At 43.1% G+C, this 22,095-nt stretch carries 22 protein-coding genes, 2 tRNA genes and 2 pseudogenes; 11 read left to right on the forward strand and 15 right to left on the reverse strand.

Annotation, left to right across the window (positions count from 1 at the left end):
• The 5 genes and pseudogenes from NI469_RS07390 to NI469_RS07410 all read right to left on the reverse strand — a co-directional run.
• Positions 1 to 157 (reverse strand): annotated as a pseudogene (locus NI469_RS07390) (ATP-binding protein); the annotation flags it as partial.
• Between the two features lie 10 nt (positions 158 to 167).
• Complete coding sequence (locus NI469_RS07395; RefSeq protein WP_253174752.1) at positions 168 to 716, reverse strand: DUF1376 domain-containing protein; 549 nt, start codon at positions 714 to 716, stop codon at positions 168 to 170.
• 65 nt (positions 717 to 781) lie between these two features.
• Positions 782 to 1,033, reverse strand: coding sequence for a hypothetical protein (locus NI469_RS07400; protein WP_004835501.1), 252 nt, complete (start codon positions 1,031 to 1,033; stop codon positions 782 to 784).
• A complete protein-coding gene (locus tag NI469_RS07405) occupies positions 1,026 to 2,207 on the reverse strand; it encodes a site-specific integrase (RefSeq protein ID WP_253174753.1) in 1,182 nt (393 codons plus the stop codon). The genes NI469_RS07400 and NI469_RS07405 overlap by 8 nt, the downstream gene beginning before the upstream one ends.
• 13 nt (positions 2,208 to 2,220) lie before the next feature.
• The gene (locus NI469_RS07410) at positions 2,221 to 2,436 is read right to left on the reverse strand and encodes a hypothetical protein (RefSeq protein ID WP_129717387.1); all 216 of its coding nucleotides are present in this window, start codon (positions 2,434 to 2,436) and stop codon (positions 2,221 to 2,223) included.
• Between the two features lie 110 nt (positions 2,437 to 2,546).
• Between NI469_RS07410 and NI469_RS07415 the strand changes: the two genes are divergently transcribed.
• On the forward strand, positions 2,547 to 2,765 hold the full coding sequence (locus NI469_RS07415; RefSeq protein WP_010588955.1) for a helix-turn-helix domain-containing protein: 219 nt from the start codon (positions 2,547 to 2,549) through the stop codon (positions 2,763 to 2,765).
• Positions 2,766 to 3,153: 388 nt separating this feature from the next.
• On the opposite strand, the gene NI469_RS07420 is transcribed toward NI469_RS07415, so the two are convergent.
• Positions 3,154 to 3,229, reverse strand: a tRNA-Gly gene (locus NI469_RS07420).
• Between the two features lie 48 nt (positions 3,230 to 3,277).
• Positions 3,278 to 3,350 (reverse strand) — tRNA-Gly (locus NI469_RS07425).
• 233 nt (positions 3,351 to 3,583) lie between these two features.
• On the opposite strand from NI469_RS07425, the gene NI469_RS07430 reads away from it, so the two are divergent.
• The 5 genes from NI469_RS07430 to NI469_RS07450 all read left to right on the forward strand — a co-directional run bounded on the left by NI469_RS07430 (position 3,584) and on the right by NI469_RS07450 (position 6,424).
• The gene (locus tag NI469_RS07430; RefSeq protein ID WP_004280957.1) at positions 3,584 to 3,892 is read left to right on the forward strand and encodes a BolA family protein; all 309 of its coding nucleotides are present in this window, start codon (positions 3,584 to 3,586) and stop codon (positions 3,890 to 3,892) included.
• A 9-nt stretch (positions 3,893 to 3,901) separates the two neighbouring features.
• Entirely contained in the window at positions 3,902 to 4,294 is a 393-nt protein-coding gene (locus NI469_RS07435) for a SirB2 family protein (RefSeq protein WP_005245348.1), read from the forward strand.
• 96 nt (positions 4,295 to 4,390) lie between these two features.
• Positions 4,391 to 5,227, forward strand: coding sequence for a ParA family protein (locus NI469_RS07440; RefSeq protein WP_219307696.1), 837 nt, complete (start codon positions 4,391 to 4,393; stop codon positions 5,225 to 5,227).
• Positions 5,228 to 5,240: 13 nt separating this feature from the next.
• Positions 5,241 to 5,633: a hypothetical protein gene (locus NI469_RS07445; protein ID WP_005249588.1), complete on the forward strand. Its 393-nt coding sequence runs from the start codon at positions 5,241 to 5,243 to the stop codon at positions 5,631 to 5,633.
• 197 nt (positions 5,634 to 5,830) lie between these two features.
• On the forward strand, positions 5,831 to 6,424 hold the full coding sequence (locus NI469_RS07450) for a hypothetical protein (protein ID WP_005249589.1): 594 nt from the start codon (positions 5,831 to 5,833) through the stop codon (positions 6,422 to 6,424).
• A gap of 38 nt (positions 6,425 to 6,462) precedes the next feature.
• On the opposite strand, the gene NI469_RS07455 is transcribed toward NI469_RS07450, so the two are convergent.
• Positions 6,463 to 7,101 carry a DedA family protein gene (locus NI469_RS07455; protein WP_004644839.1) on the reverse strand — a complete coding sequence of 213 codons (639 nt, stop codon included), beginning with the start codon at positions 7,099 to 7,101 and terminating at the stop codon, positions 6,463 to 6,465.
• Between the two features lie 344 nt (positions 7,102 to 7,445).
• On the opposite strand from NI469_RS07455, the gene guaA reads away from it, so the two are divergent.
• On the forward strand, positions 7,446 to 9,014 hold the full coding sequence (guaA, locus tag NI469_RS07460) for a glutamine-hydrolyzing GMP synthase (RefSeq protein WP_005245345.1): 1,569 nt from the start codon (positions 7,446 to 7,448) through the stop codon (positions 9,012 to 9,014).
• A gap of 159 nt (positions 9,015 to 9,173) precedes the next feature.
• On the forward strand, positions 9,174 to 10,106 hold the full coding sequence (locus NI469_RS07465; protein WP_004280964.1) for a restriction endonuclease: 933 nt from the start codon (positions 9,174 to 9,176) through the stop codon (positions 10,104 to 10,106).
• 8 nt (positions 10,107 to 10,114) lie between these two features.
• On the opposite strand, the gene NI469_RS07470 is transcribed toward NI469_RS07465, so the two are convergent.
• Positions 10,115 to 11,338, reverse strand: coding sequence for a GGDEF domain-containing protein (locus NI469_RS07470; protein ID WP_253146598.1), 1,224 nt, complete (start codon positions 11,336 to 11,338; stop codon positions 10,115 to 10,117).
• A 190-nt stretch (positions 11,339 to 11,528) separates the two neighbouring features.
• A complete protein-coding gene (locus tag NI469_RS07475; protein ID WP_148334841.1) occupies positions 11,529 to 12,851 on the reverse strand; it encodes a GGDEF domain-containing protein in 1,323 nt (440 codons plus the stop codon).
• A gap of 503 nt (positions 12,852 to 13,354) precedes the next feature.
• Between NI469_RS07475 and NI469_RS07480 the strand changes: the two are divergent.
• Both NI469_RS07480 and NI469_RS07485 read left to right on the forward strand, forming a co-directional pair.
• Positions 13,355 to 14,303 (forward strand): annotated as a pseudogene (locus NI469_RS07480) (pirin family protein).
• Between the two features lie 160 nt (positions 14,304 to 14,463).
• Positions 14,464 to 15,114 (forward strand): glutathione S-transferase family protein, encoded by a 651-nt coding sequence (locus NI469_RS07485; protein ID WP_005265446.1) that lies wholly within the window; start codon positions 14,464 to 14,466, stop codon positions 15,112 to 15,114.
• Positions 15,115 to 15,162: 48 nt separating this feature from the next.
• On the opposite strand, the gene phoR is transcribed toward NI469_RS07485, so the two are convergent.
• The 3 genes from phoR to NI469_RS07500 form a co-directional block, all read right to left on the reverse strand.
• On the reverse strand, positions 15,163 to 16,521 hold the full coding sequence (phoR, locus tag NI469_RS07490) for a phosphate regulon sensor histidine kinase PhoR (protein WP_004732640.1): 1,359 nt from the start codon (positions 16,519 to 16,521) through the stop codon (positions 15,163 to 15,165).
• A 25-nt stretch (positions 16,522 to 16,546) separates the two neighbouring features.
• Complete coding sequence (gene phoB / locus NI469_RS07495; protein ID WP_004280972.1) at positions 16,547 to 17,257, reverse strand: phosphate regulon transcriptional regulator PhoB; 711 nt, start codon at positions 17,255 to 17,257, stop codon at positions 16,547 to 16,549.
• Between the two features lie 249 nt (positions 17,258 to 17,506).
• Positions 17,507 to 18,184 carry a TetR/AcrR family transcriptional regulator gene (locus NI469_RS07500; protein WP_004732638.1) on the reverse strand — a complete coding sequence of 226 codons (678 nt, stop codon included), beginning with the start codon at positions 18,182 to 18,184 and terminating at the stop codon, positions 17,507 to 17,509.
• A gap of 223 nt (positions 18,185 to 18,407) precedes the next feature.
• Between NI469_RS07500 and NI469_RS07505 the strand changes: the two genes are divergently transcribed.
• A complete protein-coding gene (locus tag NI469_RS07505) occupies positions 18,408 to 19,256 on the forward strand; it encodes an SDR family NAD(P)-dependent oxidoreductase (RefSeq protein WP_253174754.1) in 849 nt (282 codons plus the stop codon).
• 115 nt (positions 19,257 to 19,371) lie between these two features.
• Here the strand turns inward: NI469_RS07505 and NI469_RS07510 are convergent, their stop codons facing one another.
• Together NI469_RS07510 and NI469_RS07515 are read right to left on the reverse strand one after the other, a co-directional pair.
• The gene (locus tag NI469_RS07510) at positions 19,372 to 20,736 is read right to left on the reverse strand and encodes an MATE family efflux transporter (RefSeq protein WP_253174755.1); all 1,365 of its coding nucleotides are present in this window, start codon (positions 20,734 to 20,736) and stop codon (positions 19,372 to 19,374) included.
• 128 nt (positions 20,737 to 20,864) lie between these two features.
• Complete coding sequence (locus tag NI469_RS07515; protein ID WP_253174756.1) at positions 20,865 to 22,019, reverse strand: methionine aminotransferase; 1,155 nt, start codon at positions 22,017 to 22,019, stop codon at positions 20,865 to 20,867.
• Between the last annotated feature and the right edge of the window lie 76 nt (positions 22,020 to 22,095).

Genomic DNA, 22,095 nt, shown 5'->3' on the forward strand with positions numbered 1-22,095 from the left:
CATCTGCATAGGCTGCATGTGAGTGATGGACGGTTTCTTTGGCACACAATTTACAGAGCCTGTGACCGGCGATTTCCATCAGGGGTATATGATGGGTAGGGCAAAGTGTTTCCGTTGTTTCTGTGCGAAACTGGAGCGTTTTAAGCATGGTATTCATGATCACTCTCCTAAATCCATTTGGAATTTTCTAAAAAATCCTCATTTTTTTCTTCAAAATTTGAAGATGAAGATGAAGATGAAGATGAAGATGAAGATGAAGATGAAGGGCATGGTTCAAGCATGACTTGAGTAATACTCGGGTTCTTCTCAGGAGCTGCTTGAGCATTTACTTTTCGTTGCTTGGCTGATGCTTGAGCATTACTTGCGGATTTCCCCCAACGTACTTGAGCTGCATTTTTAGCTTTATCAGATTTCATTTGCTGATTTTGCAATGCCTGGCTTTTTAAACTGCTTAAGAAATTTGAATGAATCTGCTCAGACTCGACTTCAAACAATTCTAGGGCCATCAGAGTATTTAACAAAGTTTTAGCCTTGGTGTGCTGCGGTAATTTCGTGATGCTACATACAGTAGCTAGGTCGTGAGGAATGTCACCATTTTTCCAGAAATCCATCATTAACAGCAGTGCCGCACCAATTTGTTCTGCTGTCATTCGTGCAAATTTCGCCTGTAGGTCGCCAATATAGAGTGGCATCCAAATTGAAATATCTTTATGCATGTGTTCACCTTTTTATAGGTATAAAGGGGCTGAGGTCATCAATTAGATGACCTTTTATGTTTGTTTTATGAGTGAGCGAGACTCATTAAGCGGACACGGGCCTGTTGAGCCAAGTCATCGTAATGAGCTTGCCCTTCATCCAGCATTCGCTGTAGCCAAAGTCTCAACGCCTGGTGATCATCGAAGCATTTATTGATTTCCAGCAAAAAGGCCAGATTGTGCAGTTTCGGAATGTGTAGCTCATGGATTAATTCACGAGCGACCATATCTGCTTCAGGGCTGATCACCACACCACCAAAGAAAGCTTTACTATTCATGTGCAAGCTCCTCTGTAGTGAGTCTCTCCAGCATGGCTTCAAAAGCACTGCCATCGCGACGGGTAACATTCGGAATGTAGCGGCTATAGACCCGCAACAACATTTCAGTGGTTGAATGCCCCAATTGGCGAGCGACCCATTCTGGATTTTCACCTGCCGCCAGCCAGAGCGTTGCTGCTGTATGACGTGTCTGATAAGCACGACGAGGCGTTAATCCTAAAAAGCGCAGGATAGGGTGCCATACACGCTTATTAACTAAACGGTAGTCTAGAGGACCGCCATCACGGTTACAGAAGACGAAGTCCGATTTTCCGTTGTTGAGGCTTTTCTGTTGTAGAAAGGCTTGGTATACCCGGTCATTCATCTGGATCGTGCGGTCAGAACCATACGTTTTGGTTCCACCAAGAATACCATTCACCAATGCTTCACGAATGTGGATTTCCCGACGTTGTAAGTCCACATTTTTCCATTGCAAGCCATCGATCTCACTGGTGCGCATACCTGTGAAAAATCGAACAGTATAATAAGGCTTAAAATCATCACGAACTGTGGCAAGGATTGCGTGTACTTCCTTTAATGAAAAAGGTGTTACTTCAATCTTTCCTTGCTTTAAGTTCTTGATATTTTTATAAGGGCTATCAAATTCATATCGTTCGGCAGCACTATCGAGTATCATGCGAAGCACTATCATAATCTGGTTGATTCTTGATGGTGAAAGGCATTCTTGGTTTTTTCCGTGAGTCACTTTGGCGAGGGATGAACGGAATCCAAGAATGTCTGACTTTTTAATATTAATAACAGGAATTGCGCCAAAAAAAGGGATCAAGTACTTTTTGATTACAATTTGAATTTTCTCCTTATAGCTTGTACGCCACTCTATTTCTTTATCAGTGAACCAGATTTCACAGAACTTTGAAAATAGAGGTGTTTTAGAGCTGATTTCATTTACTCTGTTTTCTGCATTTTTGATTTCTTTCAAACGAGAACTTTTTGGAAAGTACTTAGCATAGTCAAAAATACCCAATAAGATTTCCGCTTCCATTCGCTCAATCACTTTTTCAAGCTTTTTGCGATTTGGAGCATTGTCTTCAAGAGCTGTTGTTTCACGACAACGGATGTTTAAGTATCGAAAATCGACACATAACTTACCGTATCTGGTACGGATGGCAGCCATAATAATATCCTCCTTATTGAAGTTGTAGGCTGTGTAGCGAGCCTAAAGTGGTTTTAGTCATATCTTCTTCAATACGCTCCCATACATATAAAATTTTGCGTCCACCAAAAGGGCGGATGTAATGAATGCCTTCGATTAGAACACTGTCCTTCAACTGATTACGGATGGTACGCTCGTTGTAATGGATTCGTTCCGCCAGTTCTTTTGTAGTAATATAAATAAGATTCATGTCTGTATCCTTTTATAAAGTATCACAATAGTGTTATTTAAGGTCACAATGCAATAATAGATGCATTTAAGACACCATGCAAGTACTTTATTACACAATGGTGGTAATTAATGATAGTTTGTAACTTGCCAGTACTTTTGGCAGAACGAAGAATGAAAGTAGCTGATGTAGTGCGGGCGACTGGAATGAGTAAGACAACATTACATAAGTTATATAATGGTCAATCGACTCGAATAGATTTTGAAACGTTAGAGAAATTGTGTGTATTGCTTAATGTTGAAGTGGGTGATTTATTAAAATTTAAGAAAAATGAAGAGCAAAATGATTGATTGAAAGAGAATAAAATTGAGTTTTTTATCATAAGTAAATGTTTTAATTATGTATTTTTGGTGACCAAATTTGGTCACCATAAAAATTAATAAAATAAAAAATACTAAAATTGATGGAAAAAATAGAAATCAAGTGTATGGGGGAGGTGTTCTGATTATTTATAATGAAATTGATTAAAAAAATACCAAAATAGTGAATGTGTTGATTTGTATATGATAAAGGGAAGGCACGTTTAGGGCACTTTTGGTCACGCACCAGCTTCAAAAAACACGTTGTCTAAAAATTTTAGAACTTCTTCCAAAGCTGGAACAGAGAGGTTTTAGAAAAAATATTATTAATAATCAACAATAAAAAAGCCCCCATCTTTCGATGAGGGCTTTTTGAATCTGGAGCGGGAAAGGAGACTCGAACTCCCGACCCCAACCTTGGCAAGGTTATGCTCTACCAACTGAGCTATTCCCGCGGAGTCTATAAAGTTTTTTAAATGAAAAAACTAAATGAAAAAATTTTGAGCGGGAAAGGAGACTCGAACTCCCGACCCCAACCTTGGCAAGGTTATGCTCTACCAACTGAGCTATTCCCGCATGCCGTGTATAATACAGCATGCAAAAATGTGGTCAACACCTTTGTTAAAAATCTTGCATCAATTGCATAAAATAAAAGCAAAATGCTGTAGACCAGACAATAAATAACCAATATTCATATAAAAATCAATAAATTTTCGCCACAATCAACGGATTGCATCTGAACAGATTACCGAAATACTCGGCAGAACAAGGTATACTGAGACCATATTTTTGAAGATTGGAGTCAGGCCATGAGCTTAGAACAACAACTGAAAGATCGTTTGGCGCAATTATCCCCAACCCATTTGGAAGTGGTGAATGAGTCTTCGGGTCATGGTGGTTATTTCCCGGGAAAAGAATCGCATTTTAAAACCGTGATTGTGAGTCAGGCATTTGCCGGTTTGCGCCCCGTCCAGCGTCATCAGAAAGTTTATGCTGCTGCGGGTGATCTGCTGTCAAAAGACAAGATTCATGCGCTGGCCATTCATGCATTTTTGCCTGAAGAATGGGCAGGTCAGGATACGACCAGTCCTGCTTGTGCACACGCACCTAAAAACTAAGAGGAAATGATGGAAACCCAACTTTTAGTCAAGATTATCCATATGTCGGTAGCAGGACTGGCGATTGTCGCCATTCTTGCCCGTGCCTTGACCTTGTTTGTCGGCACACAGGGAAATATGCCTAATCCGGTAGCACGTACAGCGCTAGTCGCTTTACAGCATTTAGCTATCACGGTGATTGCACTGACCGGTATAGTATCGCTCGTCCTGAAAGACTTTGATGTACAGCCTTGGTTCTATGCCAAAGTCATTTTATTTTTGGTGCTGGTATCCTCGCTAGGCAAAGCCTATAAAAAAGATGATTCGATCTTGTTGTCGCAGCGTCGGGCTGGCTTAGTTATTGCTGTAGTTTCATTGGTGTCTATTCTGGCTTTGGTGATGATCAAGCCGAATTTTGGCTAAAAGCAGGCTGGCTGTGATGATCAGCACAGCCAGTCCATGCAAATAATTAGAAAATACAAATGTTGTAAAAGTAATTAAAAATGTGAGGAGGGGGACATGCGTACACGTGTGGTATTTAATCAAAAGGGTGGGGTAGGCAAGTCGAGTATTACTGTCAATCTGGCAGCGATCAGTGCATATCAGGGTTTAAAAACCTTATTGATTGACCTGGATCCGCAGGCCAACTCTAGCCAGTATGTGCTGGGTGATGATGCGACGTATTCTAGTGATAAGCCGGCACTCGAACCGAATATCGAAAACTATTTTGAAGATGTACTCGGTAATCAGCAAAGCAAGGGCTTGCTTGGTAATGCGATTGGCTCGATTTTAAAAAGTCGTAGCAAAGGTCTGGAAAGCTATGTGCATCAATCTTCTTTTAAACATCTGGATGTTATTCCGGCTAGCCCAACACTGGGTGCATTGGCCCATGCACTGGAGTCCAAGCACAAGATTTATAAGCTACGAGATGCCTTGCAACAACTGTCGGGGCATTATGACCGGGTATTTATTGATACACCGCCTGCATTCAATTTCTTTACCCTCTCTGCTCTCATTGCGGCGAACCGCGTGCTGATTCCATTTGACTGTGATGTATTTTCTAAACGTGCCCTACAGACCCTGATTGAAAATGTCATTGAAACCCAGGATGACCATAATGAAGGGCTGGAAATCGAAGGGATTGTCGTGAACCAGTTTCAGGCACAGGCCAAATTACCGCGTGAAGTGGTACAACAGCTCAAAGATGAAGGCTTACCGGTCCTCGACAGTATGTTGCCACCCTCGATCTTGATGAAAGAATCTCATCAGAAAAATCAGCCTTTGATTCATTTGGCTACTGATCATAAATTGACTCAGGCCTATCAATCGTTGTTCAATGAGATAGAGCAGAATTAAGATCGAGTTAGCTATGAAACTTGTGAAAGTAAGCCTGAGTATTGCTGCACTGGCATTACTGAGTGCCTGTGCAACGCCGGTAAAACCGACTTATGTGTCGCCCACCCTCTATCAGACTTTGGGTTGTTCGCAATTACAGGGTGAATATAATCGTATTCAGCAGTATATCGACAATGGCGTTGAACCACCGAAACGTACTGGCGTCGGTGTGGGCGTTGGTCTTGGCGGTGGTTGGGGTAGTCGCGGTGGATGGGGTATTGGCCCGAGTGTTTCAGTCAATATGGGACAGTCATCCGATACCAAAAGAACCGAACTGGCAAGGCTTTTAGGCGAGCAGGAAGCGATTGTACAGGCCGCGCGTTATAAGAACTGTTCGATCATCGTTCGGCAGGCGACGCCTAAATAAATCATTCAACATTAAACGGATAAATGCTGACTTCGGGTCGGCATTTTTTATTGCTTTCACCAAGAATAGGGCGGTTTACATTAAGATAAAACTCACTGGAAATTGACCAGACTGTATATAAATCTGAAATTTATAAGCTTGTTATCCCACTTCCATATTGATTAAGCTACAACCTTGGCCCGGAAAAGTTCATTGCGATGATTGAAAATTGGTTATTTGTTTTAGGACTCATTGCTGTATTAATGGTTCCAGGGCCCGCCAATGCCTTGGTGGCCAGTTCTGCTCATCAGCAGGGGCAAGCCAGAACCAGTCTCTATCTTCCTGCTATTTTACTCGGCTATTTTTATGCCATTAATGTCTGGGCCTTGTTGATTCATCTGGCGTCACCGATCTGGCCAAATTTTAAAGGCTTGGTCTATGTACTGAGTACCATCTGTGTGGGCTGGATGACCTTGCATTTATATAAGGCTCAGCAGTTAGAACGTTACAGCAAGACCCATCCGCAGATTCGCCCCTGGCAAATGTTTACCACTACCTTAAAAAATCCTAAAGCAGCATTGTTGGCCTCTGGAATTTTACCGATGGAAACCTGGCAAAGCCCGACCAACTTCGTTCTGGTTTTTGCTGCCTTTAGCTTGAGTACCGTTCCGGTCGGGATTTTCTGGATGGTCTTTGGTCAGGCAATTCTCACCAGTCCATCTGAAAAAATAAAAGCCGGCCTCATTTATAAAGGCGCGGCTTTATTTGTTCTGCTTTGTCTGATCCCACTCCTGATCAAGCTCTGGGATTAAACGCACAGGCTGTAAAAGAATCTTAATGTAAAAAGTTCTTAAGCTGTTTTACTTTTTTTGAGCTTTTGTTGAATAAAGCCAATCACACCTGGCAATACACTTAAAATAATGATGCCAAAAATTAGATAGGTGAAGTTGTCTTTGACGATCGGCATATTGCCAAACATATAGCCCAAAATGACAAATGAGCTAATCCAGGCGAATGCACCTACCACATTATAGGTCAGAAAATATTTGTAATTCATGCTGCCAGCACCGGCGACAAAGGGTGCGAAAGTACGGGCAAAAGGAACAAAACGCGCAAAAATAATGGTTTTACCACCATGTCTGGCAAAGAATTGTTGAGTTGCCAATAAGTGTTTTTTATTGATGAAGCGCGATTCGATCTCGAAAACCCGAGGACCAATATATTTACCAATATGGTAATTCAGGGTGTCGCCCAATACTGCCGCCACAAACAAGAGTGGAATCAGCACCCATGGATCCATCGCACCTGTAGAAGCTGCCAGTGCACCTGCTGCAAATAGCAAGCTGTCGCCGGGCAGGAACGGCATCACCACCAAACCTGTTTCTACAAAGATAATCAGGAAAAGAATGGCATAAATCCAGATCCCGTAATTGGTGATAAATTCAAGCAAGTGATCATCAACATGCAAGATAAAATCAATCAGTTCCATGAGCCCAGTACAAGCAAAAGTGTGGTCAAATCCTAACAGCCCGGGGCATGAAAGTCAGTACCAGAAAGTAAAATAATTAACGCTCCATCCATCTTCAATTGAGCAAAAATTTCTCTTACATATTATCTTCAGATTTTTATAAAAACATGCTTAGTTGGATTAAATCTTGAGCTTAAAAATATAAAAATGACAGATCAAACAAGGCATCCGAAGGGATGCTTTGTTGTGCTAGAAATATAATGCAATCAACTAAATGCATACCTCATGCGAATTGTGTGCTTAATGCGCTGAAAAATGTTAGAATACGGCGCTTATCTTTCGTTTGCCTTTCATAGTTGTTCGTCATGACTACCAATACTCAAATTACTGAAGATCGTATCCTGATTCTGGATTTCGGTTCTCAATATAGTCAGCTCATCGCACGTCGTGTCCGTGAAGCTGGTGTATATTCTGAAATGTATGCCTATGATATGTCTGAAGAAGACATTCGTGCATTTAATCCAAACGGTATCATTTTGTCTGGTGGACCTGAGAGCGTTCACCTTGAGGGCAGCCCGCGTGCGCCGCAAGTGGTATTCGAGCTGGGTGTGCCGGTATTGGGTATTTGTTATGGCCTGCAAACCATGTGCGAACAACTTGGCGGTAAAGTTGAGCCAGGTACTGTGCATGAGTTTGGCTATGCAGAAGTAGATATTGTTGTACGTGACAAGCTGATCGGTAATTTACAGGACCGTGAAAACCAGCTGCATGTCTGGATGAGTCATGGTGACAAGGTTGCCCGTATTCCAGAAGGCTTCCAGATCACTGCACAGACGCCAAGCTGTCCAATTGCGATGGTTTCTGACGAAACTCGCCGTTTCTATGGTATTCAGTTCCATCCTGAAGTGACACATACTTCTAAAGGTGCAGAATTACTGTCGAACTTCGTGCATCAAATTTGTGGCTGTCGCGGTCTGTGGACGCCAGAACACATTATTGATCTACGTGTAGAACAGCTTCGCCAACAGATTGGTGATGAAAAAGTATTACTAGGACTTTCTGGTGGTGTGGATTCATCTGTAGTGGCAGCGCTGTTGCATAAAGCGATCGGTGATCAGCTGACCTGTGTATTTGTAGACAACGGTTTGCTTCGTTTGAACGAAGGCGATCAAGTGATGCAAATGTTTGCTGATAACATGGGTATCCGCGTGATTCGTGCTGATGCTGAAGAGCGTTTCTTGACTGCGCTTGCAGGTGAAGTTGATCCTGAAGCAAAACGTAAAATTATTGGCCGTGAATTTATTGCTGTCTTCGCTGAAGAAGCACGTAAATTAGATGGCGTAAAATTCCTTGCACAAGGTACGATTTATCCAGACGTGATTGAATCTGCTGCAAGCAAGCAGGGTAAGGCGCATGTGATTAAATCACACCATAATGTGGGTGGTTTACCAGCAGATCTAGCGTTTGAACTGGTTGAACCATTACGTGACTTATTTAAAGATGAAGTACGTAAATTGGGTACGACTTTAGGCTTGCCACACAGCATGATCTACCGTCATCCATTCCCGGGCCCAGGTCTTGGTGTGCGTATCCTGGGTGAAGTGAAAAAAGAATATGCAGACATTTTACGTCTTGCGGATGACATTTTCATGCAGGAACTGCGTGCCAGCGGCTGGTATGACAAGACTGCTCAAGCATTTGCAGTATTCCAGCCAGTAAAATCGGTGGGTGTAGTCGGTGATGGCCGTCGTTATGCATGGGTGATTGCACTGCGTGCGGTAGAAACCGTGGACTTTATGACGGCTCGTTTCGCGCATCTTCCTTATGATTTAGTCGATAAGATCTCGACCCGTATCATGAATGAAATTGCTGAAGTTTCTCGTGTTGTGTATGACGTATCGTCTAAACCACCAGCAACAATTGAATGGGAGTAATTTAGGGGTTTCGGACAGCACTGCTGTCCGCCTAAATTACGCCAAGCGCTATGCGCGTGGCAGTATCTGGTTTATCAGATATAACCTAATAAAAAAGAGCGCTTCGGCGCTCTTTTTTTGATTTATACTGAATAAAAATAAACCTTTAAAAGCTAAAAAATGCCTTTACCTACTTATGATCAATTAATGCTGCCTTTAATGAAATTATTATCAGAATTAAATGAGCCAATAAAAATTTCGGATGCTGCGAATATCCTAGCTGAACGTTCCAATTTACACGAAGAGGATTTAAATAAAATTCTTCCGAGCGGGAAAAATATATTTAAAGATAGAGTGGCATGGGCAAAGACCTACTTAGTTAAGGCGGGCTTAGTTCAACAACCGAAGAGAGCATATTGTGAGATTAGTAGCTTGGGTAGACAGGTTGATTTAAAAAGTTTAGATGCTATAACAAATGAATATTTAGCACAGTTCAACGGATTTTCAGATTTTAAATTAGGAAAGAAAAATAAAGATGAGTTTGGGATCGGGAATCTACAAGTTATTGAAAGCCTAAATAGTTACCAAGAAACTCAGACTCCAGAAGAAACAATCCAGAACACAACGGAATTATTAAAATCTGATTTGAAAAGTGATTTGCTTCAGATGGTAAAAGATAAATCTCCTTCATTTTTTGAAAGACTGGTTGTCGATCTTCTGGTGGCAATGGGCTACGGCGGTTCACATCAAGATGCAGCTCAAGCGATTGGTAAAACCAACGATGGTGGAATTGATGGTGTAATTAGTGAAGATCGATTAGGGCTAGATAAAATTTACATCCAAGCGAAACGTTGGAAAGATACTGTTGGTCGTCCCGACATTCAACAGTTTAAAGGTGCTTTGGCCGATCAAGTTGCTAAGAAGGGTGTATTCATTACTACGTCAAGTTTCAGTAAAGAGGCCATTGAGTCGGCAAGAAAATCCGGTATTGTTTTAATTGATGGCGATAAGCTGACGTCTTTAATGATTGAATTTGGTTTAGGTGTACAAATAGAACGTAGTTTTCATATCTATAAAATCGACCAAGATCGTTTTGATGAAGATAATTTTTAACGGGTAATTTAAGCCGGTTTAACCTGCCAGTTTTGCAGCTCCCCAGCTAAACTTTGCTCCAGATCTGGATCATAAGCTTCAACCCGATTCCGTCCATTGGCTTTAGCCTGATATAAGGCAATATCGGCCTGTTTAATCAGGGTCATTAAATCTGTTTCACAGCTTTCCAGAATGGCAGCACCAATCGAAATGCTAAAACTGAAACGATGTTGGCTGTCCAGATCGATCACAATATTTTCAATTTTATGCCTTAAACGCTCGGCAACTTTTAGCGCTTCATCCAGAGAGGTTTCAGGTAAAAATGCAATAAATTCCTCACCGCCATAGCGTGCCAAAATATCATGCTGCCGCATTTCGCTGTGTGTATTTAGAGCAATCGTCTGTAAGACCTGATCTCCGATATCATGACCATAACGATCATTAATCTGCTTAAAATGATCGACATCAAAGACCAGTAAACTCATAGGCACCGGTTGATCAAAATTCTGTTGTACCAGTTGTTGCGCGAGATATTCAAAACAGCGACGGTTATTCAGGCCAGTGAGTGAGTCGGTATGAGCCATATTTTCAAAGGCCTGCCGATTATATTCATTCAGGGTATGCTGCAAAAATACCATGCGTGATTTTAAGGTCGAGCTCCAGCTAATATATAGACTGAAGGTCAATACTGGCAGATAAATCAGGGAAAATAAAAACATCTGGTACAGGTCAGATCGAGTATTGAAATATACACCGATGTAAATCATCAAAGTAATCAGACTCGAAGTAATCAAAGACGGCCAGAACCGGATCTGCACACATAAATTGGCCAACACAATAAAAACCAAGGAGGCATATTGATAAATGAGGGTATAAGCACTTCCAGACTGATTTAGGTTAAAAAACCAGATGGCACTTGCGCCAATAATTGAGGTAGGTAAGAGTAAATCAAACACAGGTAAATTGCGGTAAGAGTGATACATCCAGATCGTGATCAGTACGATCAGAATGGTATAGCTAATTTTGGTCAAAATGAGCAAATTGAGAATATCATGCAGCACCAGAATATCGGCGAGGGTATAAGAGGCATATGCCAGCTGTGCGAATAAATTGACCTGTAATAGGTATTTTAAAGTGAGCTTCTTTTGATGGGCATAGTAGGCCGGTTTTAGAGGCGCAGGAATACGAACAAGCGGATCTTGAAGAGCCTCCTGAATCAGGGTACGTGATTCTTTTTCGTTATCATGCGGCATGCAGCCTTCCCAAATTAAAATATATAAAAATGAATAAGATGAAATTTATATATAGTTGTATAAAAAATATTCTATTCTTTTGTTGGATATTTTAAAAGTGGAAGAATCAAATTTATTTTATAAAATGAAATCCCCGATTAGTGCATTCTAAGGATGATCCTAGCTTATAGAACAGACTAATGATCCAGCTTTAATTCGCCGTTGACTGGGCTGGTTGAGTGTCTGGCTTAAATACATTCCAGGGATTTTCTGTCGCAGGCTTGGGCTTATTCAGCATATCTGGATGATAGACCTCAATCCGGTTTCGGCCAGACTTCTTGGCCTGATACAAGGCAATATCGGCTTGTTTGATCAGGTCTTCCAGGGGTTGGGTATGGGATTCCAGTTCTGCTACACCGATCGAAATGGTGAACCGGATGGCATGATTGGGTTCGACATAAATGTACTGCTTTTGAATTGCACAACGAATTCGTTCTGCAATCACCCAGCTGTCTTGCAGCTGAGTATCTTCTAGGAGGGCGATAAATTCCTCCCCACCAAAACGTGCCAGTACATCGCTATGCCGCATTTCTTTACGGGTCACTTCAGCAATCAGTTGTAGTACCCGATCACCAACATCATGCCCATAGCTATCATTAATATTTTTAAAATGATCCACATCAAACATCAGCAGGCAGCTACTGGCATGTTTAGGCCATTGATGAATAGAGCGTTCAGCCATATCGACAAAATGGCGACGGTTGTAGAGCTGGGTCAAATCATCGGTATGTGCCAGATTCTTTAAGGTTTGATAGTTCCATTCATCAAGTAGGGAGCGCAGAAAAGAACGCCGTATATTCAGAATATTATTCCAGTTAATATAAATGCTAAAAAACCAGAGTGGACTAAAGACCACACTAAAAATAAAGGCTTGAGAAGCACTCATGAACTGGGATATCCCAAGCATGATAAATAGGGCAATCAAGATGGAGCAATAGACTGCGACTTTAAACTGGGTCTGCACACAGAGATTGGCGATGAGAATAAAGATCGCAGAGGCATAAATATAGGTGGCAACATGGGGACTGGTTGAAAGCGCGAGTAAGCCAATCCAGGCCGCTGCAGCTACAGTGGTGCCTATCGGCAAGATTCTGTCCAGAATCTGAATATTTTTATGTTTTTTAAACAGGTAATAACAGCAAAACATCGCGCCCAGAACCAGAACGACGCGCATCAGACCAGAAATAAAAAACATGTCTGGAATAATCAGAATATCGGCAAAGAAATACAGTAAAAAGGCAATTTGTGCCAGATAGTTAATTTGACGCAAGTTATGATGACTATGCGTATAAACATAATCATGAAAATACTGCTGAAACGGGGCAGGAATACGGGCATGAGGATCTGTCAGCGCCTGTTCAATCAGCTGACGGTTCTGCAGATCACATTCAGATAATTTCAGTGATTTATCGGTCGTCGAATTTTGAAAAGATACATTCGCCGTTGAATATATATTCTCATTCTGAGCAGACATGTCCTGGTCCAGTATTATTTTTATAGGTGCCTATTATGCCGTGATTGAGTAAAAAATAACCTCCCAAAAATTGGGTATCCGGGAAGTTTTTAAAGCTAAAACGTAACAAAATTTGTGTTTTGTAAAATTGAAAGTGATTGAAATACATGAATAATCATCTTATTCATTGGGATCTTTGGTTGTTGTTGCTCCGTTTCACGTGAAACATGGACTAATGACATTCGTTGATCTTCAGTTTATTTAAACTCATAACGCCATGTACCTAAATCATGATTGACTTGTTAAAACTCAAGTTTGGGGCTTTGAATATAAATCTCATCAGCTTTTCAGAATTTAAATTGATGGGACTAGTGAGGCGTTTTATACGTATCTAAATATTTCCAGGGATAGATTTTGCCCATAGACCCTGTACATTGTCCTGAACAGAGAGGCATCTTGAATCGGTCAAATACATGTCTCACCCACTCAAAAAGTAGAATGAAAATGCCGAGGTAAGCTCAGCCATGTCGAATAATAGTGATATTGAACTGTCGAATTCTGATGATTGTGAAAAGTATGTGAATCAGTTTATTCAGGAGTTTCCTTTACGTCGCGCGGAAATCGGACAGGGCACCGTGATTAAACGTGCCTTGCCAAGCAGACATAAGCGCATGATAGGTGCTTTGGTGTTTTCTGGATCATGCGGGTCCGGCCATTTTCCCGCAAGGAGATGGTCTGGATATCGGACCACATCCGCACATTGGTCTGCAGACCTTTACCTGGATGATCGAAGGCAGCATGATGCACAATGACAGTCTGGGAAATCAGCAATTGATTCGTCCCAAGCAGGTCAATCTGATGACCTCGGGCTATGGCATTTCACATACCGAAGTCTCTCCCGAGAGCGAAACGCATATGCATGCAGCGCAGTTATGGATTGCCTTGCCGGATGACAAGATCAATATGGCACCGGGTTTTGAACATTATCCTGAATTGCCGGTCATAAATGAGCAAGGCATCGAGTTTACCGTGCTGGTTGGAGAATATTTAAAAACGAGATCACCAGTTAAAGTGCATAGCGAACTGCTCGGAGTAGATCTGTACGCAGCTCAAAGTACCAGTGCGCGCTTGCCGCTGAATCCAAAATTTGAATATGGCTTTATGGTGCTTGAAGGTACGGCCAGCATCAATGGACATGAACTGACAGAGGACAATATGCTGATCCTTGAGCCGGGGTTACAGCAGGTCAATGCTGAAATTCATGCCGGGAGCCGGGTGCTATTGATTGGTGGGGAACCATTTGAAAGCCCGATTTTACTGTGGTGGAATTTGGTCGGGCGTACGACAGAGGAACTTAAAATTGCGCGGGAACAATGGATTGAAGGTCATGAACGTTTTGGTTCCATTCCTGCCTATGATGGACCACGTTTAGAAGCGCCTGCATTTCCAGACCAGATGCGTGCTTCCCGATAAATGCTAAAAATGATGGGAATATGGAGTGCTGTCTGAATTGAACTGAAATAGTGAATCTGCAACATAGGATACATATCATTACAGTCATCAAAAAATGAGCTAGAGTCTGCTGCTTTTTGCTATGCTCAGTGGGCAAAAACAATAAAATCATGAGTCTAATATGCGTGTTTTACATCATCTCGAACAATCACGATCATTTCGTATCCTGTGGGCCATGGAAGAATTAGGACTGGATTACGAGGTTAAATACTATAAACGTCAGCCCAACCTTTCTGCGCCACCGGCCTTAAAACAGATCCATCCGTTGGGCAAAGCTCCGATTCTGGTCGATCAGGGTCAGGTACTGGCAGAATCTGCGGCGATCCTGGAATATTTGCAGGAAACTTATGATGAAAAGCAGCAGTTTCGCCCAGAAGATATTGCCGACAAGGCTCAGTACCGTTACTGGATGCATTATGCGGAAGGCTCGTTAATGCCGCTGCTGGTGATGCAACTGGTAATGACCACAGTGCCTAAACATACGCCTTTGCTGATTCGACCTGTGGCCAAGAAAATCTGTGATGGGGTGAAAAAGCAATTTGTACAGAGCCGTTTAAAAGATCATATCCAGTTTCTGGAAAGCTATTTGAGTGAGCATGATTATTTTGCCGGGCATTTCAGTTTTGCCGATATTCAGATGAGTTTTCCTTTGGAGGCCATGCAGAGCCGGACGGGTCAAAGCTATCCAGCGATTCAAGCCTATCTTAAACGGGTGTCGCAACGTGCTGCCTATGCGCGTGCACTGTCCAAAGAAAAACAGATCAGCTCTTAAACGCTTAAAAGAAAAGGTGCCGATGGTACCTTTTTTGATTTTGTGAGATTAGTCCGGAAAGCTGAGACGTTCTTTGGGGAAAACTACCTTAAAAGTAGAACCTTGGTTTTCCTTGGACTCAATTTCCAGATGTGCCTGATGTTGCATCAGCACATGTTTGACAATCGCTAGTCCCAAACCGGTACCGCCAGTACGGCGGCTGCGGTCTGAATCGATTCGGTAAAAACGCTCGGTCAGACGTGGCAGATGTTTGGGATCAATGCCGATGCCGTTATCTTGCACCACAAAATAGGCAGATTCACCATCATCATGCCAGCCGATGGTGATGGTGCCGCCTTTAGGCGTGTACTTGATGGCATTGGTGATCAGGTTGCTAAAGGCGCTGGCCAGTTCCATATCTGAACCGATCAGATCGCAATGACTGTCAATGTCCAGATTCAGGGTATGACCATAATCAATATTATAGGCCTGGGCATCATCGAATAGCTGGTTCATCAGACTCGGCATTTCAATGATCTGGTTTTTGGCAATATTCTTATCATTTTCCAGACGTGACAGCAGCAGCAGGTCGTTGACCAGTGCATTCATGCGTCGGGTTTGCGACTGCATTTGATCAAAAGCGCGTTTCCAGCGTGGATTGATATCTTCCTGATCGGTAAAGGTTTCAATATAGCCACTGAGTACGGTCAAAGGAGTGCGCAGTTCATGGGAAATATTGTCGACGAAATCCTTTCGCATCTGTTCCAGATTGTGCATCCGGGTCACATCATAAGCGACCAGTACCCGACTTTCTCCGCCAAAACGGGTCATTTTAACCTGCACATAGTGGTCTTCAAACAGCGAAGAACGCATTTTCAGGCCGTCGGGAGATTCATCAATATGGTGATAGTATTCGATAAAGCTCGGTTGGCGTAACAAGGTCAGGATATTACGGCGACGGTCATCACTGGAGATTCCGAGCAGACGTTCAGCCGCCGGATTCCACCATTCAATCTGCTGGTTTTCATCAAGCAGCACCACAGCTTCTTGCAAGGCCACCAGCGAAGATTGTGCACGATCAATCAGTTCGACCATTTCCGCCTGAACAATCCGTTCCTGACGTTGGGCGCGATAAACATTGAAAAGTAGCGCACCCCAAATCCCGCCAATATTCGGTGGAACATCATAAGGGCGATTGGAAATCCATTCATTGACCAGATATAAGGAACGCATTTGGGTCGCAAAGAATGCCACGAAGGCAATTACGATACAAATCCAGAAATACCCAATCCCAAAACCGATAAAGCTGGCGATAATTAGGAAAAAAGCCAGTAGGCGTAAATCCTGCTTCGCAAAATCCCATAAACTGCTGTAACGGATTCTTTTGTGTTCGCGTGCCAGTTCGGGGACAGGGTAGGGTTCATACATAAAACAAGATTTACCTTAAAAGATATTAACCTAAAGCGACATCTGAACGGGTCGAAAAGCGATAGCCTGTTCCGCGAACGGTCTGTACAAAACGGTCTACACCATAAGGTTCCAGCACTTTACGCAAACGGCGGATATGCACGTCGATGGTCCGGTCTTCAATATAAACGTTACCGCCCCACACCTGATCCAGCAATTGCGCACGGGTATAGGCACGTTCCGGATGGGTCATAAAGAATGCCAGCAAACGGTATTCAGTCGGCCCCATTTCCAGAATGTTATTGCCAAAATTCACCCGCTGGCTGACCGGATCCAGAATCAGACCATTGGCATCAATGGTTTTTTCACCGCTCAGGGCATTGGCGCGGCGAAGCACCGCCTTAATCCGGGAGACCAGTTCCCTAGTCGAGAATGGCTTGGTCATGTAGTCATCGGCACCGGCATCCAGACCTTGTACCTTATGGTCTTCTTCACCGCGCGCTGTGAGCATGATCACCGGAATTTCCGAGAGGCTTTCATCACGTTTCAGACGACGACACAGATCTACACCGCTGACACCACCCGGCATCATCCAGTCCAGCAAAATCAGTGCCGGACGCTGATCCACAATCATCTGATGCGCCTGCTTGGCATCTTCTGCCTGTAAGCACTGAAAACCGGCCATATCCAGAGAGGTATGGATCATTTCCCGAATCGGGAGCTCGTCATCGACGATTAATATGTAGTCATCTTTCACAACGCAATACCCTATTTCATGTAAACGGTGAACCGTTTTATATTTATGACAGGCTTATTACAAAGACTAATTATGACAGTATCATTGCAGAAAGGGAAAAACTGCTGAAATTCGAAAAGATTTGTGACAAATCTAGCGCAGAAACTTGTTAAAAAATCATAAATTAATTTTACTCATTTCCGCAGTACAGCATAAATATTCAACTGACTGGTAAATGCAGAAAAGCCTATTAAGCACAGGATTTAACAGCTATTTTTTCTCTGAAAATGACTCGAGCAGCGCCAAAAAAACCACACTACAAGACGATAAAACTTCCTCAAGCGAATGCTTAAAACCGCTCATCACCCAACGAATGGCAATTTGGGTGACATAACCATTTAAACCGGTCGACACCAGTGAAATTTCCTGCTCACTGCGATTTAACTGCGGCATCATCAACATGACAAAGGCGTGAATCATGCGGTCGAAACGTGACATGGTTTCATGAATGGTGGCCTGATTATGCAGTTCCTGCACCAGCATGGCATCGATATAAATGATCCGTGCCATACGTGGATTGTCACGCAAGGTAGTGAGCAGGGCAGTCAGACCCGCTTCGATCATTTTTTTCGGATCACTCGATGCCTGCATCATGGCCTGCATGACATTCTGTTGCAGCTCATCAATCAGTTTTAAAAAGATGGTCTGAAACAGATGCTCGCTTTTCTTGAAGGATTCGTAAAAATAGCGCTCGGTCAGTTTGGCTTCATTGCAGATATCTTTGACGGTAACTGAAAAAAAACCATAACTGCCATAGGCTTCAATCCCGGCTTCGATCAGCTTTTCACGACGTGCCTGCTGCCGTTCAGCCATCGACAGGCCTTTAAACTGACGCTCCTTGGTTTTGGAGGGTCGTGATTTTGCTGCTGAGTCGATTGAATCGGTCATAAGGCCTGTGTGCTCATCTGCATGAAGATTTTGAATATCTTAGCAATAAATCACGCTTAGACCTATATAGAAATGCTGCCCTGAAATTTGACCTTTAAGGACATGGGATAATTATTGACAATCTATATTGTCAAAACTATATTGAGGGTCTGTGCTAGCTCCTGAAACAACAGAACAAGATCCTGCTGTCATGGAATGGCAGTTCTTTACATAAGGAAATTGAATGAAAAATTTTAAAAATAAAGTCGCTGCAATTACCGGCGCCGGTTCAGGTATTGGTCAGCAACTGGCAGTATTACTGGCTCAGCAGGGTTGTCATCTGGCACTGAGTGATATCAATGAACAGGGTCTGGCGCAAACCGTGGAATTACTCCAAGGGACTGATGTTCGTGTGACTATCCAGAAAGTGAATGTGGCTGAACTGGAACAGGTGCGTAACTGGGCAGCACAGGTTGAACAGGATCATGGCAGTATCAATATGATCTTTAACAATGCTGGCGTCGCATTAGGTTCGACTGTGGAAGGGGCATCTTATGAAGAACTGGAATGGATTGTCGGAATCAATTTCTGGGGTGTGGTGTATGGTACCAAAGAATTTCTGCCGTTGATCAAGAAAACTGGCGATGGTCATATCATCAATATTTCCAGCCTGTTTGGTCTGACTGCTCAACCGACCCAATCTGCTTATAATGCGACCAAGTTTGCCGTGCGTGGTTTTACCGAATCTTTACGTCAGGAACTGGATATGGAAAATTGCGGAGTCAGTGCACTGTGTGTACATCCGGGCGGGATCCGTACCAACATTGCCAATGCCGCAAAAATGAATAACAGTCTGCTCACTTTAGGTATGAATCCGGAAAAATCGGCCCGTAATTTTAATAAATTATTGCGTTGTCCACCTGCAGAAGCCGCTCGTCAAATTCTGGAGGCGGTACAAAAAGACAAACGCCGTCTGCTGATCGGTAATGATGCCAAAGCGATTGACCTGATTCAGCGGATCTTGCCAACCGGTTATCAGCATGTCACTGCACTGGCGACCCAGTTTGGCAAAAAGAAGAAAAAATCTGCTTAAAAAATTGCAAAACAGACCCGTGAAAGCGGGTTTTTTTATCGCTGTAATAGGGTCTAATTTTTTGCAAATGAGAGTGTTAGATACTGTAATGCTGTAGGCATACAAAATCCTGCATCTAAATCAACGCTTCAACCGTTTTTTTCTTCCAGACAAACTGATAATACAGTCCCTGCAAAATACACAGGCTGACAAAGGCCAACGCATAGGCATACCAGATACCTTCTAGACCCCACCACTGGCTAAACAGATAAGCTGCAGGAACTTCAATACAGAGAATGGCAAAAATGTTGATCAGCATTGGCACGGTCACCGTACCACTCGAGCGCATGATTGAAGCAAAAATGGCACTGGCACCAAAAAACAGAATTGACCACAATACAATAAACAGCAGTTGTTGTCCCAATACTACAACCTTAGGATCGGTAATAAACAGCGCCATCAGATATTTGGAGAACAGATAGGCCAGAATCACCAGACCGCCGGTAAACAGGATATTCATACTCAGCGCAGTCCGGGTGACTTTATTCAGCAGATCTGATTTACCTGCGCCAATCGCTTGAGCACCAAATACAGATGCGGCAATCGCAATCGACAAAGCGGGAAATTGAATATAATTTAAGACCTGATTGACCGCGCCATAGGCCGCTGTTGCTTCTGCACCATAGCGGTTGACCAGTCTGACAATCACCAGTCCGGCAACTGAAGTCGTGACCATTTGCACACCAGTAGGAACCCCCAGTTTCAAGATCATTCTGCTTAACTGTGGCTGATGACGAATATTTTTTAATAAAGCCCAGTCCAGTTTGAGCGGATGTTGCCTATAATTCAAATACAGGATTAAAAACAACAGGACTGCCAGATTTCCCAGAATGGTGGCAATCGCCGGCGAGATAATACCCATTTTAGGAAAGCCAAAATAACCGGCAATCAGGACCGGTGTCACCACCAACCCGACCCCAATGGTAAGTGCGGAAGCAAACAGGGGGGTGGTACTATCCCCAACACCGCGCAAGATGGAAGTATAAATAATATAGATAAAGATTAAGGGGCTACCCGCCAGCATCCATTGCACATAGGGCAAGGATAAATGCATCACATCCGGATCTGTGCCAAGCGCCAAGAGAATATTCTCAGCAAAAATTACCCCAAAAAGTGCAATCAAGCTGCCGCCAATCAAGGTCATAAATAAAGTTGAACCGACCACACAGCGCACTTTTTCTATATTTTTCCCGCCCCAAGCCTGGCCAATCAATACGGTAGAGCCGGCCGATAAACCAATCACAAAGGCCATCAGACAAAACAGGATCGGGAAAAAAACGGCAACAGCAGCAATCGCATTCACTCCGAGCATTTGTCCCACAAAAACCGTATTGATCGTGCCGGAGAGACTTTGCAGGATATTGGTCGCAATTAATGGCAACAGAAATACCAGAAAGGCTTTCCATAAATTCTGTTGATGAATCAGTGAGTGCTGTGCCATGCGACATCCTGTGATTGAATTATCATCTATTTGTTGATGCAGCTATTATTCGGCAGAATATAAGAAAAAGCCTTAGCTTTTAAGTAACTAAGGCATTTATTTTATGAGATTTTTAGTTAAAAAATGAGTTAAACCTTTGAAAGAATTTGACCTGCCTGGATCAATGTTTGTTCTTTTTTTGCAAAGCAAAACCTGAGCAAGCGTAAATCTGTAGGAGGATGCTGGTAGAACGCAGAGACTGGAATCGCGACAATCCCATGTTGTTCTGCCAGAAAATGGCACATGGATAAATCATCGAGCTCAGGCCGAATCTCTGAATAATCTAAGTTCTGGAAATAAGTCCCTTGAGAAGGTGTCCATTTAAAGCGTGACGTTTCAATGGATGAGTTAAATAAATCCCGTTTGTTTTGATAGAAAGAGGACAGTTCAGGTATATGCTCAGGATGCAGTTGCATATATTCCGCCAAGGCAACCTGAACGGGCGTCACACCACAGAAACTGGCAAACTGATAAATCTGTCTGAACATTTTCATCAGTGCGGGTGCAGCAATACAAAATCCGGTTTTCCAGCCAGTGACATGGAAGGTTTTACCAAAAGAACCAATCACAAAACTCCGCTCACGAAGTTCTGGAAATGACCAGGCCGAATAGTGCTGAACGCCGTCAAAAACCAGATGTTCATAGACTTCATCGGACAGCACCACAATATTGCGCTCGCGAATCAGCTCGATCAGCTGTTGCCAGTCTGCCTTGGACCACACACTCCCACTCGGATTATGCGGAGTATTCACCACAATCACGCGGGTACGGTCATTAATGGTATCTTTGACCTGATTCCAGTCCACAGAAAAATCAGGATGCTGTAAAGCAATATGCACTGGCTTTGCCCCGACCAGTTGTACCGCAGGTCCATAACTGTCGTAGCTTGGATCGAAAATAATCACTTCTTCCCCGGCGCACACCGTGGCTTGAATGGCACAAAAAATCGCAATTGTCGCCCCAGGCGTAATCGTGATTTCCTCGACAGGATCAATGATCAGTTGATCACGCTGCTGATAGAGATCTGCCACTAGACCTCGCAAGACTGGCAGACCATCTCCCGGAGCGTACTGGTTAAATCCATTCTGGCTGGCCCGGTTTAAAGCTTCAATCAAGGCAGGAGGCGCTGCAAAGTCCGGAAATCCTTGAGAAAGATTCAAGGCCCCGAGTTTTTGTGCCAAGGCCGACATGGTACTAAAAATGGTCACGCCCAAATCAGGTAATTTAGAAGGGAGTTCCAGCATGTCCTTGGCCTTGAAGAATGAGATATGAATGAGTGTAGCAGCAAGTTCCGTATAGGATAATCAGAAAAATAGGGAA

It is taken from the genome of Acinetobacter lwoffii, assembly GCF_024129735.1.
Taxonomy (GTDB): Bacteria; Pseudomonadota; Gammaproteobacteria; order Pseudomonadales; family Moraxellaceae; genus Acinetobacter; species Acinetobacter lwoffii_H.

Coding starts and splice junctions, on each gene's coding strand:
- NI469_RS07395 (WP_253174752.1), bottom strand. CDS start 716: ATGCATAAAGATATTTCAATTTGGATGCCACTCTATATTGGCGACCTA.
- NI469_RS07400 (WP_004835501.1), bottom strand. CDS start 1,033: ATGAATAGTAAAGCTTTCTTTGGTGGTGTGGTGATCAGCCCTGAAGCA.
- NI469_RS07405 (WP_253174753.1), bottom strand. CDS start 2,207: ATGGCTGCCATCCGTACCAGATACGGTAAGTTATGTGTCGATTTTCGA.
- NI469_RS07410 (WP_129717387.1), bottom strand. CDS start 2,436: ATGAATCTTATTTATATTACTACAAAAGAACTGGCGGAACGAATCCAT.
- NI469_RS07415 (WP_010588955.1), top strand. CDS start 2,547: ATGATAGTTTGTAACTTGCCAGTACTTTTGGCAGAACGAAGAATGAAA.
- NI469_RS07430 (WP_004280957.1), top strand. CDS start 3,584: ATGAGCTTAGAACAACAACTGAAAGATCGTTTGGCGCAATTATCCCCA.
- NI469_RS07435 (WP_005245348.1), top strand. CDS start 3,902: ATGGAAACCCAACTTTTAGTCAAGATTATCCATATGTCGGTAGCAGGA.
- NI469_RS07440 (WP_219307696.1), top strand. CDS start 4,391: ATGCGTACACGTGTGGTATTTAATCAAAAGGGTGGGGTAGGCAAGTCG.
- NI469_RS07445 (WP_005249588.1), top strand. CDS start 5,241: ATGAAACTTGTGAAAGTAAGCCTGAGTATTGCTGCACTGGCATTACTG.
- NI469_RS07450 (WP_005249589.1), top strand. CDS start 5,831: ATGATTGAAAATTGGTTATTTGTTTTAGGACTCATTGCTGTATTAATG.
- NI469_RS07455 (WP_004644839.1), bottom strand. CDS start 7,101: ATGGAACTGATTGATTTTATCTTGCATGTTGATGATCACTTGCTTGAA.
- guaA (WP_005245345.1), top strand. CDS start 7,446: ATGACTACCAATACTCAAATTACTGAAGATCGTATCCTGATTCTGGAT.
- NI469_RS07465 (WP_004280964.1), top strand. CDS start 9,174: ATGCCTTTACCTACTTATGATCAATTAATGCTGCCTTTAATGAAATTA.
- NI469_RS07470 (WP_253146598.1), bottom strand. CDS start 11,338: ATGCCGCATGATAACGAAAAAGAATCACGTACCCTGATTCAGGAGGCT.
- NI469_RS07475 (WP_148334841.1), bottom strand. CDS start 12,851: ATGTCTGCTCAGAATGAGAATATATATTCAACGGCGAATGTATCTTTT.
- NI469_RS07485 (WP_005265446.1), top strand. CDS start 14,464: ATGCGTGTTTTACATCATCTCGAACAATCACGATCATTTCGTATCCTG.
- phoR (WP_004732640.1), bottom strand. CDS start 16,521: ATGTATGAACCCTACCCTGTCCCCGAACTGGCACGCGAACACAAAAGA.
- NI469_RS07500 (WP_004732638.1), bottom strand. CDS start 18,184: ATGACCGATTCAATCGACTCAGCAGCAAAATCACGACCCTCCAAAACC.
- NI469_RS07505 (WP_253174754.1), top strand. CDS start 18,408: ATGAAAAATTTTAAAAATAAAGTCGCTGCAATTACCGGCGCCGGTTCA.
- NI469_RS07510 (WP_253174755.1), bottom strand. CDS start 20,736: ATGGCACAGCACTCACTGATTCATCAACAGAATTTATGGAAAGCCTTT.
- NI469_RS07515 (WP_253174756.1), bottom strand. CDS start 22,019: ATGCTGGAACTCCCTTCTAAATTACCTGATTTGGGCGTGACCATTTTT.